General features: G+C 39.6%; 12 protein-coding genes and 1 pseudogene. 8 read left to right on the forward strand and 5 right to left on the reverse strand.

What is annotated here, in order from left to right; all coding sequences use genetic code 11:
• Positions 1 to 54 precede the first annotated feature (54 nt).
• The 8 genes from FTU12_RS09490 (at position 55) to fdx (ending at position 6230) form a co-directional block, all read left to right on the forward strand.
• Positions 55 to 702 (forward strand): hypothetical protein, encoded by a 648-nt coding sequence (locus FTU12_RS09490; RefSeq protein WP_180114246.1) that lies wholly within the window; start codon positions 55 to 57, stop codon positions 700 to 702.
• A gap of 112 nt (positions 703 to 814) precedes the next feature.
• Complete coding sequence (locus FTU12_RS09495; protein WP_078188665.1) at positions 815 to 1288, forward strand: Rrf2 family transcriptional regulator; 474 nt, start codon at positions 815 to 817, stop codon at positions 1286 to 1288.
• A 1-nt stretch (position 1289) separates the two neighbouring features.
• Positions 1290 to 2507 (forward strand): IscS subfamily cysteine desulfurase, encoded by a 1218-nt coding sequence (locus FTU12_RS09500; protein ID WP_078188666.1) that lies wholly within the window; start codon positions 1290 to 1292, stop codon positions 2505 to 2507.
• Positions 2508 to 2611: 104 nt separating this feature from the next.
• Positions 2612 to 2998 carry a Fe-S cluster assembly scaffold IscU gene (iscU, locus tag FTU12_RS09505; protein ID WP_078188667.1) on the forward strand — a complete coding sequence of 129 codons (387 nt, stop codon included), beginning with the start codon at positions 2612 to 2614 and terminating at the stop codon, positions 2996 to 2998.
• 37 nt (positions 2999 to 3035) lie between these two features.
• Complete coding sequence (gene iscA, locus FTU12_RS09510) at positions 3036 to 3356, forward strand: iron-sulfur cluster assembly protein IscA (RefSeq protein WP_078188668.1); 321 nt, start codon at positions 3036 to 3038, stop codon at positions 3354 to 3356.
• Positions 3357 to 3460: 104 nt separating this feature from the next.
• Positions 3461 to 3976, forward strand: coding sequence for a Fe-S protein assembly co-chaperone HscB (gene hscB / locus FTU12_RS09515; protein WP_078188669.1), 516 nt, complete (start codon positions 3461 to 3463; stop codon positions 3974 to 3976).
• 39 nt (positions 3977 to 4015) lie between these two features.
• A complete protein-coding gene (hscA, locus tag FTU12_RS09520) occupies positions 4016 to 5875 on the forward strand; it encodes a Fe-S protein assembly chaperone HscA (RefSeq protein WP_180114247.1) in 1860 nt (619 codons plus the stop codon).
• A 16-nt stretch (positions 5876 to 5891) separates the two neighbouring features.
• Complete coding sequence (gene fdx / locus FTU12_RS09525) at positions 5892 to 6230, forward strand: ISC system 2Fe-2S type ferredoxin (RefSeq protein WP_078193483.1); 339 nt, start codon at positions 5892 to 5894, stop codon at positions 6228 to 6230.
• 172 nt (positions 6231 to 6402) lie between these two features.
• On the opposite strand, the gene FTU12_RS09530 is transcribed toward fdx, so the two are convergent.
• The 5 genes and pseudogenes from FTU12_RS09530 to aspA all read right to left on the reverse strand — a co-directional run bounded on the left by FTU12_RS09530 (position 6403) and on the right by aspA (position 14377).
• Positions 6403 to 7869 carry an adenylate/guanylate cyclase domain-containing protein gene (locus tag FTU12_RS09530; protein WP_180004649.1) on the reverse strand — a complete coding sequence of 489 codons (1467 nt, stop codon included), beginning with the start codon at positions 7867 to 7869 and terminating at the stop codon, positions 6403 to 6405.
• A gap of 61 nt (positions 7870 to 7930) precedes the next feature.
• Positions 7931 to 8365: an HIT domain-containing protein gene (locus FTU12_RS09535; protein WP_067762788.1), complete on the reverse strand. Its 435-nt coding sequence runs from the start codon at positions 8363 to 8365 to the stop codon at positions 7931 to 7933.
• A 223-nt stretch (positions 8366 to 8588) separates the two neighbouring features.
• Complete coding sequence (gene mfd, locus FTU12_RS09540; RefSeq protein WP_180114288.1) at positions 8589 to 12056, reverse strand: transcription-repair coupling factor; 3468 nt, start codon at positions 12054 to 12056, stop codon at positions 8589 to 8591.
• Positions 12057 to 12235: 179 nt separating this feature from the next.
• Positions 12236 to 12592 carry a hypothetical protein gene (locus FTU12_RS09545; RefSeq protein ID WP_180007827.1) on the reverse strand — a complete coding sequence of 119 codons (357 nt, stop codon included), beginning with the start codon at positions 12590 to 12592 and terminating at the stop codon, positions 12236 to 12238.
• Between the two features lie 335 nt (positions 12593 to 12927).
• Positions 12928 to 14377: pseudogene (gene aspA, locus FTU12_RS09550) on the reverse strand (aspartate ammonia-lyase).
• Positions 14378 to 14661: the final 284 nt, after the last annotated feature.

Raw genomic sequence — 14661 nt, forward strand, 5'->3', positions numbered from 1 at the left:
GAGCAGGATGCTCAATTTCCAGTGCTTTCAGATTTTAACAAGGACATTTTTTTTATGAGTGATACGCAACAAACACAAGCTCAACCACATTTGTTGCTTACTATGACCCTGATTGTTTTAGAAACGATTTTTACTTTCATTTTAAAACATGACCGCGTTGTAGCATTACAAGCTAAAAAATTTGTTGATCAAAAAGTCGCACTGAAAATAAATAGCTATATCCCTTATTTTGATTTTTATGTTCAGTTTACTGAACACGGTATTCTGTTCGACACAAAATCCCCAGATAAAGCGATCGACCTTGATGTCCGTACGACACTAATGGATTTGGTGAAAATCTTTGTCTTTGGTAATCGCAAAAGTATCAAAACCATGCGTATCGATGGTGATGTGGTTTTAAAAGATGAATTTCGTGATTTGGTTTCTTTATTTAGTGTGCCGAAAATTTTATCTGACTGGAAACAGTGGCTTAGCGAACCCACTGATGAACAGGAGATTATTGCTTCCAAAAAACGTATTGCCCCACTTTTAGAAAAAATCGAACAGCAACGCTCTAAAATAAACACGCTACAAGTTGAAGTTAAACAATACAAAAACCGTATTAAGCGTATCGAACGTCGTCAAAAGCGGATTAATATCGCTTTTAGTCTAATATCTGTTCTTTTAATAACGTTATTAGTGTATAATGTGTGGTTCAAATAAATACATAATTTTTCAGACAAAATAAAACAAATAAACAATCTCAAAAAAACTTGACTATTTTAGTCAGGATTCATAAAATCTGCACATCTAGACTTAACATGTGTATCGAATCATGCGCTTAACAACTCGCGGTCGCTACGCAGTGACTGCTCTACTTGATCTAGCTTTGCAGCCAACTGAACAAACGATCACTCTTGCAGAAATTGCAGCTCGTCAAACCATTTCAGTGGCCTATCTTGAGCAGTTATTTGCAAAATTAAAGCGTCACGGCTTAGTTTCCAGCATCCGTGGAGCAAACGGTGGTTATCACCTTGCTCGTAGTGCTGAAGACATCACTGTTTTGGAAATTATTGAAGCTGTAAATGAAACAGTTGATGCAACCCGTTGTGACCACAAAGGCAACTGCCAAAATGGTGCAATGTGCTTGACTCACGATTTATGGCAGGAACTCTCCCACCACATTGCCGATTATCTTGCAAAAATCACCCTTGCTGACCTTGTAGCACGCGATAACGTTCAAACCGTATCAATTCGTCAAAATTCAGCAAACTTTGATTCAGCCCTTTTATCGGTTACAGGTATTTGACATGAAGCGTCCTATTTATCTTGACTATGCAGCAACTACACCTGTAGACCCTCAAGTCGCAGAACGTATGATGGAATGTCTAACGTTTGACGGTACTTTTGGTAATGCAGCTTCTCGTTCTCATGCTTACGGCTGGCAGGCAGAAGAAAAAGTAGAATATGCACGTGAACAAGTTGCTAATCTAGTAAAAGCTGATCCACGCGAAATCGTTTGGACTTCTGGTGCAACTGAATCTGACAACCTTGCGCTTAAAGGTATTGCTCAGTTCTATGCATCTAAAGGGAAGCACATTATTACAAGTAAAATTGAACATAAAGCAATTCTTGATACTTGCCGCGAGCTTGAAGAAGAAGGCTTCGAAATTACTTATCTTGAGCCAGAAGCAAAAACAGGTTTAATCACACCTGAAATGGTTCAAGCAGCCCTTCGTCCAGATACAATTCTTGTATCTTTGATGATGGTGAACAATGAAATCGGTACAACTACAGATGTAGCTGCAATCGGTGAATTGACTCGTGCAAACAAAACTTATTTCCATGTAGATGCTGCGCAAGCTGCTGGTAAAGTAGAAATTGATCTTTCAACAATGAAAGTTGATTTGATGAGTTTCTCTGGCCACAAAATCTATGGTCCTAAAGGTATTGGTGCTCTTTATGTACGTCGTCAACCACGTGTACGTATTAAAGCGCAAATGCACGGTGGCGGTCATGAACGTGGTATGCGTTCAGGTACGCTAGCGACTCACCAAATCGTGGGTATGGGCGAAGCGTTCGAACTTGCAGGCAAAAACTTACATGCCGAACAAACTCGTATTCGTGTACTTCGTGACAAACTTTGGAATGGCTTGCAAGGTCTTGAACAAGTCTTCCTGAACGGTCACCCAGAATACAACGTTGCAAACTATCTAAACGTCAGCTTTAACTTCGTTGAAGGTGAATCGTTAATGATGGCACTTAAAGATTGCGCAGTATCTTCTGGTTCTGCATGTACATCAGCAACTTTAGAACCATCCTATGTACTTCGTGCATTGGGTCTTTCAGATGAATTGGCTCATAGCTCGATTCGTTTCAGCTTTGGTAAATACACCACTGAAGCCGATATTGACCATGTACTTGAAATTACCAAAGCAGCAGTTGAAAAACTACGTGATCTTTCACCGCTTTGGGATATGTACAAAGAAGGTATCGACCTTAATTCTGTAGAATGGGCTGAACACTAATTCATCCCGGTGAGATAGCTTTTATTTTAAGGCTATCTCATTGATTAACGTAATTTCACCCCCATATTAATCTTAAGGCTGACCCCGAGGTTTGGAGAAGCGTCATGGCTTATAGCGAAAAAGTAATTGATCATTACGAAAACCCTCGTAATGTTGGTGTTTTAGACAAAAATGCAGAAAACGTTGGTACAGGTATGGTCGGTGCACCAGCTTGTGGCGATGTTATGCGTCTACAGATCCAAGTTGATGACAACGGCGTAATTGAAGAAGCTCGCTTCAAAACTTACGGTTGTGGTTCAGCAATTGCATCTAGCTCATTAGTAACAGAGTGGCTAAAAGGCAAAACTCTTGATGAAGCTCAAGCAATTAAGAACATTGATATTGCAACTGAACTTGCACTTCCACCAGTAAAAGTACACTGCTCTGTACTTGCTGAAGATGCAATCAAAGCTGCTGTAGAAGACTACCGTAGCAAGAAAGTAAAAGCTTAATTGTTTACGTGTTTTAAAAAAGATTAACGGAGTTTTCATGATTCATTTAACTGAAAATGCTGCAACTCATATCAGCAATTACATCAAGAATCGCGGTAAGGGTGAAGGCATTCGCGTTGGCGTGAAAACTTCTGGCTGTTCTGGTTTAGCTTATGTACTTGAGTTTGTCGATGATATTGACACGCATGACCAAGTATTCGATCAGTTTGGCGTAAAAGTATTCGTTGACCCAAAAAGCTTAGTTTATCTCGAAGGTATGGAGATGGACTATGTGAAAAATGGATTAAACGAAGGTTTTGAATTTAATAACCCAAATAAAAAAGGCGAATGTGGCTGCGGCGAATCGTTTACGGTTTAAGCCTTTTCCACACTCCTTTTTCGCATTAAAACAGTGTAAAATTCACTGTTTTAATTGCATTTAAAGCAACACTTTTTGCACCTCTATTGCGGACACCATCTCCCATGAATCATTTTGAGTTGTTTAACTTACCTGTAGCACTCGATATTGATTTAGCAGTTTTAAAATCTGAATTTTTAAAGTTGCAGCAACAATATCATCCAGATAAAGCCGAAGACAAAGATCTAGCCCTGATTAAATCCAGTGAGATTAATCAAGCATTTAAAGCTTTATCCAATGTTGATAGCCGCGCTGCATATCTATTAAGTCTCAAAAAACAAGATTATCACCTTGATCAATCAATTAGTGATTTTGAGTTCCTACAAGATGCCTTAGAAATTCGTGAACAGTTAGATGAGGCAGGCTCTGCTGATGACCTCACTTCACTTAAAACTGAAGTTCAGCAATGGATTGACGGTTTGGTTCGTGAATTCAAGATTGATTATGACGACGAAGACTGGGCTGAAGCACGTGATACCGTACGTAAATTACGCTTCTTCCAAAAAGTAATGGCTGACATCGATAAAGCTGAAGATCGCTTCTTAGACGACGATAGCTTTGATTTAGACGATGATTTTTAATTTATTTTTTATATTTGACGTTCAAAGGATGTAACACACATGGCTCTCTTGCAAATTGCAGAACCTGGTCAATCAAGTGCGCCGCATGAACACCGCATCGCAATTGGTATCGATCTTGGGACTACACACTCTTTAGTAGCCACGGTACTTTCTGGTAAAGCGAAAGTGCTTAACGATGAACATGGTCGTGTGTTACTCCCTTCTATTGCACACTATGGCGAATCCACTGCGCAATATGGTGAAGACGCAAAGGCATTCTTAACGACTGATCCTAAAAATACCATCGTTTCTGTAAAGCGCTTTATGGGTCGCTCTAAAGCAGATATCAAATTCCAACATCCGTACAACTTAGTCGGTGAAGCGAATGAAATGCCTGCTTTTGAAACTGCACAAGGTCGTAAAACACCAGTTGAAATTTCTGCTGAAATTTTAAAACAACTCAAAGACCGTGCAGAAAGTAGTTTAAACAATCCAGTAAATGGTGCTGTCATTACTGTACCTGCCTATTTTGATGAAGCACAGCGTCAAGCAACGCGTGATGCAGCACAGCTTGCAGGTTTAAATGTACTACGTCTTTTAAATGAACCGACTGCTGCTGCAGTGGCTTATGGCTTAGACCAAGACACCAATCTTGCACATGATCAAAACTATGTGATCTATGATCTAGGTGGCGGCACCTTTGACGTTTCAATTTTACGTTTCTCTCAAGGTGTTTTTGAAGTTCTAGCAACTGGTGGCCACACGGCGCTTGGTGGTGATGACTTAGACCGTCTGATTGTAAAATGGGCAAAAAAACAACTGAACATTGAAACTTTAGATGATGCTGAATATGCGCATTTCATTGTTTCTGCACGTAAAGCAAAAGAAGCTCTAACCGAGGCTAAATCTGTAGAGCTTAAAGTTCTTGATCAATCATTGACTTTAGACCGCCCTACTTTTGAATCAATCATCAAAGTTGCTTTGGATAAAACCATCAGCGTTTGCAAACGTGTCATGCGTGATGCCAAGCTTGAGCTCAGCGATATTCAAAATGTGGTATTGGTCGGTGGTTCTACCCGTTCATATGCTGTGCAAAAAGCTGTTCAAGATGTCTTCAATCAAGAACCACTCTGCACAATTAACCCTGATGAAGTTGTGGCCATTGGCGCGTCGATTACAGCAAACCAACTTATTGGTAACTCTAATGATGGTTCATTGCTTTTAGACGTCACACCGCTTTCTTTAGGTTTAGAAACCATGGGCGGTTTGGTTGAGCGCCTTATTTCGCGTAATACAGCCATTCCAGTGGCGCGTCGCCAAGAATTCACAACCTATCAAGATGGTCAAACAGCGATGTTAATTCATGTTGTACAAGGTGAACGTGATCTGGTTGAACATTGCCGTAGTCTAGGTCGTTTCGTGCTTCGTGGTATTCCACCGATGACTGCGGGTCAAGCGCGCATTGAAGTGACTTTCCAAGTTGACGCAGATGGTTTACTCACGGTGTCTGCCAAAGAAACCACTTCTGGTGTGCATGCCCAAATTGACATCAAACCTTCTTATGGTTTATCTGATGCCGACACTGAACGCTTACTGATTGATGGTTATAAGTTTGCTGAAGAAGATAAAAACTTACGTCATCTTCAAGAAACCAAAGTGGAAGCAAAACGTGAACTTGAAGCACTTGATCAAGCACTTAAAGTGGATGCTCAACTTCTCAGCCAAGAGCAACTCAGTTCCCTCACTGCAGCACGCACTGTTTTAGATGCTGCACTTGAAACGACAGATATTAAAGCTATTGAACATGCTGTAGAACAGCTTAAAATACATAGCGATGCATTTGCTGCAGCTCGTATGAATCAGCACATTGATGCCGCATTGAAAGGCACAAAACTCGATGACTGGTCAAACTCAAATTAATTTATAGGTCAAGATTATGCCACGTATTAAAGTACTGCCTCACGCAACAATCTGCCCAAACGGCGCTGAGTTTGAAGTCGAATCAAATGCTAACCTTTGCGAAAGCATGTTAAAAAACGGCATCAAAATTGAGCATGCATGTGATATGTCTAAAGCATGCACCACTTGCCATGTGGTTGTACGTAAAGGTTTTGATGGTCTAGATGAAATGGATGATGTCGAAGCAGATCTTCTCGATCGTGCTTGGGGGTTAGAACCAGACTCTCGTCTGTCATGCCAAGTAAAAATTGAAGATGAAGATTTGGAAATTGAAATTCCTAAATACACCATCAACCATGCTTCAGAAAATCATTAATTTATAGATAATTTTCTATAATTAAAAAGCCAGTTTATCGTAACTGGCTTTTTTATACATAAATGTATTCAACATATCAAAAAAGAAGACGTTTTGATAAAAGCATGAATTGTGTTCTTGTTTAAATTTTACGCGATACGATTAGATCTAATTTTATAATGTATATGTGAAATTAAGAGTGAGATTCAGTTTTTTTGACTTCTTCGATCACTTCGTCTTCTAAATTCAGTTTTACGATACCAGCAGAGTTGGTCATTTTTTGCTGAGTTTGTAAGCGTTGAATCATACGTTCTAAAACATGTATTAGTTCAGGATATTCAAAGTTTTGTACTTCATCTAAGTTCAACAATAGATTAAAGCCTTTATATTCGTAGTCAAACCACCGCTGATAATCTGTTTTCTGCGAGGTGTATTTTTCCATCACTTGCCAAGTACGTACTGGGCCTTTGATGCCTTTTAAGAAGATCGGTGCTTTAGGTGCACATAAATAGTCATTTTTCACTAAATGATGCGTATCGTCTGAAATCAAAATTTCATCGACTTCAGCCGCACTTTGCAATCGTGCAGCCAAGTTCGCATCACGACCAACGATGGTATACGCCATACGGTGAGCTGCACCATAGTTCCCAACGTGGCAATACCCTGTAGAAATACCCATACGAATATGTAACGGCGGATAACCCATTTTAATCCAACGTTCACGCAGCAACTTCATTTGCTGACGCATGACCATTGCCATCTCTAAACAAGTTTTTGCATCTTGCTCTACGCCTTGGCTATGTGGATCACCAAAGAAGATTAGAATTGCATCCCCCATAAATTTATCAACAGTCGCTTCATACTGTTTGGCAATCTCAGTCATATGACTCAAATAGTCATTGAGTAGAAATGCTAAATCGTCTGGAATTAATGTTTCAGAAAGCTCAGTAAATCCTTGGATATCGGAAAAGAAAATCGTTAACTTTTTACGTTTATATTCGATTTTAGCTTCAGACTCACCTTTCATAATCGATTGCCAAAGTTGCATAGGCGCATAACGACTCAGCTGATTGGCGAATTCCATATAACGATTCATCTGATCATAATAGTGGTTCTTTTTATTACTCAGAGACTGAACTTGGGTGTGTTGATAAAAAGCCCCTACGCTGAAATATGTAATTAAGCACAGAAAGCCAAGAACGGTTAATTCACTGCTGGTCGACTCAAAATACTCTTGAAAACCAAAGACATAAATATTGCATAAATAAAATACAGTGACGCCAACAATCCCTGCCAAGGACATCATTAAGAAATTGATCTTGTTATAGATTGTTGTGTATAGCAGCGCAAAGACCGCAAGAAAGGTTAAAACAAGACTTAAATGTACCGCAGACATCAGTACAGCAATAACTATGATATCGATCAGAAACAGCACATTGCGTTTAGTTTGATTGCTATATCGATAAATTAGCCAATGGGAAAACTTGGGAACAACTAAAATCAGAAAAAATAAAAATGCAGGAATATAGATTTGATAATGCGTATCTGGTTGGGTGTAGTGATAGACAACAATCACCAAAGACAGCATGATATATCCCATCAAACGATGAAAATATTCAAACTGTTTAGGCTCTTTGCTGATTAAATTGTCTAACGGCACTCGATCGCCCCCATACGGACACTCATTCTTCTACTATCCTGATATTGTCCGTAAATCGGGATTAGTCCATACGCCAATCGAAAGGCATATCACCTTGACCACGTAGTGCAAGCATTAGTGTTTGGCGCATGTGTGCCAAGACATCATTGTTATAAGGAACTGCTGGCGTACCCCAAACTGGTTTCGGCCAAGCCACATCATTTTGATAACGAACAACATGATGAAAATGTAATTGTGGAACCATATTACCCAATGCAGCTACATTCATTTTGTCTGCACGGAATACACGTGACAATTGGCTTGATAACCAGCTTGATTCACGTAAAAACTGCTCTTGGTCTGCCTGACTTAATTCATAAAGCTCTGTAATTCCCGGAACACGTGGAATCAAAATAAGCCACGGGAATTGCATATCATTCATCAAACGACATGTTGACAGAGGAAAGTCGCCTACATAAAACGTATCTTGAGCAAGTTGTGGATGTAAACTAAACATATCTTTATAAATGATGCAAAATTAGAATGATGGCTAATACTATCACATCCTTATGGGTGTGAATATTCTGTACAGAACGTTTCATTACAAATAAACTGCATTTGAATAAAACGTTGCGTGCTTATGACTCTAATAAATTTTTCAAAAAAATCAAGCGTTTCTTCTATATAAAAAACACTCATGAAAATCTACTCATTCTAAACAAGCAATTTATACGCCAAATCTATTGATTTGGCGCCAATTCCTTCAGCAAACTGTCTAATAAGTCATTTATAAATTGAATGCGTTTGTCATATTCTTCGAGCATGACCATCACTTTTAGACGCTGTCCACCTTCCATTCGGAAGAAAGTCGGATGCTTTTGCATCATTTGAATGATCGATATGGCTTGAACTGGTGTATCTGGTGAGAACTCAATACTGCCGCCATGTGAACTGATATCAATTTTTGTGATACCCAATTGTTCCGCTTTTAAACGCAACTGATGGACAGAGAATAACTGCTTGACTGCTTGCGGCGGCAAGCCAAAACGATCGATCAACTCCATACGAATGTTATCGAGTTTCTCTTGAGTATCCGTATTACTAATGCGTTTATAGAACAATAACCGTTGATGTACATCACCTAAATAATCATCTGGAATTAAGGCTGGCATGTGCATGCTAATTTCAGCCGTTAATGACAATGGAGAGTCAAAGTTAGGCGTTTTACCTTTTTGAATGGCTTTGGTGGCTTTTTCAAGCATTTCCATATAAAGACTATAACCTATGGTTTGCATTGAGCCACTTTGCTGTTCACCCAGCAACTCACCTGCGCCACGAATTTCTAAGTCTTCTGTTGCCAACATGAAACCCGCACCCAAAGTCGATGCACGAGAAATGGCATCTAGGCGTTTTTCAGCATCACCTTTTAAACCTTTAAGCGAAGGCACAAGTAAATATGCATAGGCTTGATGGTGCGATCGACCGACACGACCACGTAGTTGGTGCAACTGCGCTAGTCCCAGTTTATCTGCGCGTTCAATCAAAATGGTATTGGCGTTTGGCACGTCAATCCCAGTTTCAATAATGGTTGAACACACCAGCACGTTATATTCTTTGTGATAGAACTGCTGCATGATTTGCTCTAGCTCACGCTCACGCATTTGACCATGTGCTACCGCAACTCGGGCTTCAGGAACCAATTCACGTAGAGTTTCTGCCGTACGTTCAATGGTCTCGACTTCGTTGTGTAAGAAATACACTTGTCCACCACGTAGCAATTCACGCAAGATGGCTTCTTTAATCGAATCACCAGTGTGTTCTTGCACAAAAGTTTTCACGGCAAGACGACGTGCAGGCGGCGTTGCAATAATAGATAGATCACGCATACCACTAAAAGCCATATTCAGCGTACGTGGAATAGGCGTTGCAGTTAGCGTCAGCATATCAACATCGGCACGTAAGGCTTTAATTCGCTCTTTATCCCGTACACCAAAACGGTGCTCTTCATCCACGATCATGAGACCGAGATTTTTAAATTGCACACTTTCCTGCAAGATTTTATGTGTGCCAATCACGATATCCACTTTGCCTTCTGCGAGGTCTTCAATGGTTTTGGTATGTGATTTTGATGAACCAAAACGTGAAAGAACTTCAATACGTACAGGCCAATCCGCAAAACGGTCTTTGAAAGACTCGTAGTGCTGCTGCGCCAACAACGTGGTTGGCACAAGTACAGCCACTTGTTTGTTATTTTGTACTGCCACAAATGCAGCACGCATGGCCACTTCTGTTTTACCAAAACCGACATCACCACAAACCAAACGATCCATCGGCTTCGCTTGTTGCATGTCATACAGTGTCGCCTCAATAGCATTGGCTTGATCTAAAGTTTCTTCATAGGCGAAGCCACTGGCAAACTGCATATAAAGGCTCTGATCCAGTTCAAAACCATAACCCGGCTTCGAGTGACGACGTGCTTGAATATGTAAAAGTTCTGCCGCCACATCATGGATCTGCTCTAAAGCTTTGCGTTTGGCTTTAGACCATGCATCTGTACCCAATTTATGTAATGGTGCTAGATCTGGGTCACCACCACTGTATCGACTAATTAAATGCAGGTTTGTCACAGGGACATACACCTTGGCTGCATCGGCATAGTCTAACTGCAAAAATTCATGGTCTTGGTCATCGATACTCAAGGTAATTAAACCTGCATATCGCCCCACACCATAATCAATATGAACCACAGGTGCGCCAATACTTAGCTCGGTTAAACTGCGAACAAGGAACTCTTCTGATACTTCCTGTTGGCGTTTACGACGACGTTGAACCACACGGTGTTCATAAAGCTGATTTTCAGAAATTACACTGAGTTTGTCAGTTAGCAATAAACCACGATCTAAGGGCGCATTGGTGATCGCAATCGCATGCATAGAATGCATAAAATCATTAAAACTTTCGACCGTCGGGATATCACCCAAACTTGGACGCAATGCATCTTTTAAAGTTTCACGTCGACCAGCGCTTTCAGCCACTAAAAGTACCGGATAATTTGCCGCATCGATATACTGCTTAACCGCAGAAAATGGTTTTTCACGTTTTGGATCGACAGGTAATCGGGGTGGAATCTCAGCTGCAAGATTGATCACGCCATTGCGTTCATCAAAAGCCTCAGGTGAAGCCACGATACGACGGCAAAGATTTAATTGTTCTAAAACCTGATTTGGTTGTAGGAAAATCTGCTCTGGCGGCAAAATCGGTTGGTCAACATTATGACGGCGGTCTTCATAACGACGCACAATGTCTGACCAAAACTGAATCAATGTGTCATCAATAGCTTTATCTGTAATGACAATGCCATTCTCTGGTAAGTACGAAAATAGCGTACTTTGCTCTCTCATGGCTTGTTCAGAGAAGAACAACGGAAAATAAAACTCAATACCCGGTGAAGCTATGCCATCTTGTACATCCTGATAAATTGGATTTTTCTTTGGATTTGCCGTCGGAAAATTTTCCGCATATCGATCACGAAACAGTGAACGCGCTTCTTTTAATGGAAATTCTTTTGCAGGTAAAACCGTAAAATGATCTAAATTTTGGGTGGTTCGCTGAGTTTCAGGATCAAAGAATTTGAGGGTATCGATTTCATCATCAAATAAGTCAACACGAATCGGTGAACTTTGCCCCGAAGCGTAAATATCCATGATGCTGCCGCGTACTGCAAATTCACCATGATCATAAACGGTATCCACCAAGTGATAGCCCGCTTGTACTAATCTTAATTTTTGTTGTTCTATATCAAATTTTTGACCTACTTTAATATCAAAGTGTTCACCTAATACCCAAGATGCAGGCGCAACTCGCTGCGCTAAAGTTGTTGCTGAAACCAACAACACACCTTGCTGTGGCATATTGGACAAAATCGCCAAGCGCTCAGAAACGATGTCTTGATGTGGCGACAGCCGGTCATAAGGTAAAATTTCCCAATCTGGGAAAATAGTCGGCTTAATTCCGTAAAATTCCAGCTCACTTTCTAACTGCCCGAGATGCTGATTATTACGTGCAACAATCACAAACAACTGTTTGGATTGTTTGCTAATTTCTTTAAATAATAATGCAGCAGATGAGCCTTGTAAGTTTCCGACCCACCGCTTTTCGCCAGCTTTAAGCTGTTTAAGATTGAGTTGTGAAATTTCTTGCTGGAACATGATGTAAATAGCTTTTAATGTTTTAATCACTTGGTGATCATATTAACACGATGCTTTTTACATTCCGAGAATTAAGCAACTATATACAGTGTTTTAACCAATATGGATTTGCGATTGTATTTTCTATTGATGAATACCCTTAACGCACCCATCAAACTCAAACACTGCAGTCCATTCACTTACTTACGATCACGGATGAATTGACGATAATAATCATTCAATAGTTTGACATAATGTTTAAATTGCAACAGATTTTCTTCAGTATTGCCTAATCGTGCAACAAAGCGTTGATTTGCAATTTCCAAGTCTATTTTTTCATTGATAATCATTGCAGTCGCATAGAGCTGTTTTAAATCATCGAAATTTGTCATTTTTCTATTCGACAAATATTCCATACGTTCAGACAAAGTATTTAAAACTACGCCTTCAATGATATAGCCCTGAGTTTCATCATATTGAATGTGGTGTTGTTCTAAGTAAAGTTGCTCAGGCGACTCTTTAGCGCCTTTGAATAAATCGACTAACTTATTAAACATCTGACTATCTACAACATGATAAAAAACCTATTGTACTTCGATTACATCCTTTTTTGGGCAAGTTAAAGCTTTTCTGACTTTATCTATGCACTAAATTTTTCATCCAAACCTTCATGACTATATATAGAACAATAATTACAATCCTAAGCAAATATAGCGTTTTATTCTCAACCTAATACTTTCTTTTAGAAATTAGGTTTCTAATGGATACTTAATACATGACTGTCATTAGTTTAGTTCTCTATATTTACCACTAATTTCTTCAAATAAAAAACGAAGGATTAACCTTCGTCATTTACTCATCATTTAGCTATTTAAAAGTCCTAAATAAGCATTTAACTCACTTGAGCGAGTGGCATACTAAATGGTGTCACTTCAGAAACTAAATTTTCAATCGAGAAAATTTCATCCAATTGACTTTCAGTTAACAGCTCTTGCTCTAATACCACTTGGCGAATGGTTTTATTTTCGGCAATACATTGCTTACCGATTTCATCACATTTTGCATGACCTAAATATGGATCAAGTAAGGTCACGATTCCTACACTACGCATCACAGCATCAAAACATGCTTGCTCATTTGCCTGAATCCCTTGAATACATTTGCTGTCTAAAGTTTTCACCGCATTCACCAAAAGCTCAATTGATTCATTCATGGACAATGCAATCACCGGCTCCATGACATTTAATTGTAATTGCCCCGCTTCTGCGGCCAAAGTAATGGTTAAATCATTCCCCATTACTCGAAATGCAATTTGGTTGACCACTTCAGGGATCACAGGATTGACCTTTGCAGGCATGATCGACGAACCTGCTTGTAACTCAGGTAAACGAATTTCCGCTAAACCTGTTCGTGGCCCTGAACTTAAAAGACGTAAGTCATTACAAATTTTAGAAAGTTTGACAGCTAAACGTTTTAAGCAGCTTGATAATAAAATGAATACGCCACAATCGCTGGTTGCTTCGACATAGTCTTCTGCACCTTGCAATTTTAGACCGGTCAAATGAGCTAGATTTTCAACGGCCTTGCCTGCATAACCCGCAGGAGAATTCACGCCAGTGCCAATTGCCGTCGCACCTAAATTAATTTCCAATAGAAGCTGTCGATTTTGCTCAATCAACTTCAAATCTTCTTTTAATAATGTTGCAAATGCTCGGAACTCTTGCCCCAAAGTCATCGGAACTGCATCTTGTAACTGTGTACGCCCCATTTTGATGACATGTTTAAACTCATCGGCTTTAATATGTAAGCTTCCAATTAGCTGATTTAAAACCACAAATAAAGCATCAAAAGCGCTAAATGTTGCTAGACGCAGCGCTGTTGGATAGACATCATTGGTGGATTGTGACTTATTAACATGATCGTTTGGATGAATCCGTTGATAACTGCCTTTAGCATCTCCGAGCGACTCAAGGGCAATATTGGCAATGACTTCATTGGCATTCATATTAATAGAAGTGCCTGCTCCACCTTGATAAATATCAATTGGAAATGAATCCGACCATTGTTCTGGATGATCTATCAATGCATCACACGCCTGCTGAATCGCTTGGCGAATATCAATCTTGTATTAAGTTAAATTGATAATTGGTTTCTACTGACGCTTTTTTTACCCGAGCAATAGCGCGTACAAAGTTTAAATTTTGTCCGACATGCTGCTTTGATATTTGAAAGTTTTCGATGGCACGCAATGTATGTATACCGTAATAACATGACTGCGGGACTGCTTTATCCCCCAATAAATCATGCTCTATTCTCGTTTTTTCCATTTGAACCGTTGTCACTGCGCATTCCCTCTAATTACGCACCAAGACTGTGCATACCTCATATTCGACCTGTTCAAATCATCTCACTACAGATGATGTGATGCACATTTGCAACCAAATATTTCAAATGCACATTTCTTGTTCACCATGTAACATTGTGTAATTTTTACCTAATTTCATTAGTTCTCTTTTTGTGATGAAAAGTCTTAAGTAGATTTACATTTCAAAATTTAAATTCCCTTCTGTACAACATTTCAGCAGCACAATAAAAAATTCGATTTGTAATAAGAAAAAATATCATT

It is taken from the genome of Acinetobacter sp. YH12063, assembly GCF_013419715.1.
Classification (GTDB): Bacteria; Pseudomonadota; Gammaproteobacteria; order Pseudomonadales; family Moraxellaceae; genus Acinetobacter; species Acinetobacter amyesii.

Excerpts from the sequence above, each read along its gene's own strand:
- FTU12_RS09500 (WP_078188666.1), top strand. The coding sequence starts at position 1,290 with ATGAAGCGTCCTATTTATCTTGACTATGCAGCAACTACACCTGTAGAC.
- FTU12_RS09495 (WP_078188665.1), top strand. The coding sequence starts at position 815 with ATGCGCTTAACAACTCGCGGTCGCTACGCAGTGACTGCTCTACTTGAT.
- hscA (WP_180114247.1), top strand. The coding sequence starts at position 4,016 with ATGGCTCTCTTGCAAATTGCAGAACCTGGTCAATCAAGTGCGCCGCAT.
- fdx (WP_078193483.1), top strand. The coding sequence starts at position 5,892 with ATGCCACGTATTAAAGTACTGCCTCACGCAACAATCTGCCCAAACGGC.
- FTU12_RS09545 (WP_180007827.1), bottom strand. The coding sequence starts at position 12,592 with ATGTTTAATAAGTTAGTCGATTTATTCAAAGGCGCTAAAGAGTCGCCT.
- FTU12_RS09535 (WP_067762788.1), bottom strand. The coding sequence starts at position 8,365 with ATGTTTAGTTTACATCCACAACTTGCTCAAGATACGTTTTATGTAGGC.
- mfd (WP_180114288.1), bottom strand. The coding sequence starts at position 12,056 with ATGTTCCAGCAAGAAATTTCACAACTCAATCTTAAACAGCTTAAAGCT.
- hscB (WP_078188669.1), top strand. The coding sequence starts at position 3,461 with ATGAATCATTTTGAGTTGTTTAACTTACCTGTAGCACTCGATATTGAT.
- FTU12_RS09490 (WP_180114246.1), top strand. The coding sequence starts at position 55 with ATGAGTGATACGCAACAAACACAAGCTCAACCACATTTGTTGCTTACT.
- iscA (WP_078188668.1), top strand. The coding sequence starts at position 3,036 with ATGATTCATTTAACTGAAAATGCTGCAACTCATATCAGCAATTACATC.
- iscU (WP_078188667.1), top strand. The coding sequence starts at position 2,612 with ATGGCTTATAGCGAAAAAGTAATTGATCATTACGAAAACCCTCGTAAT.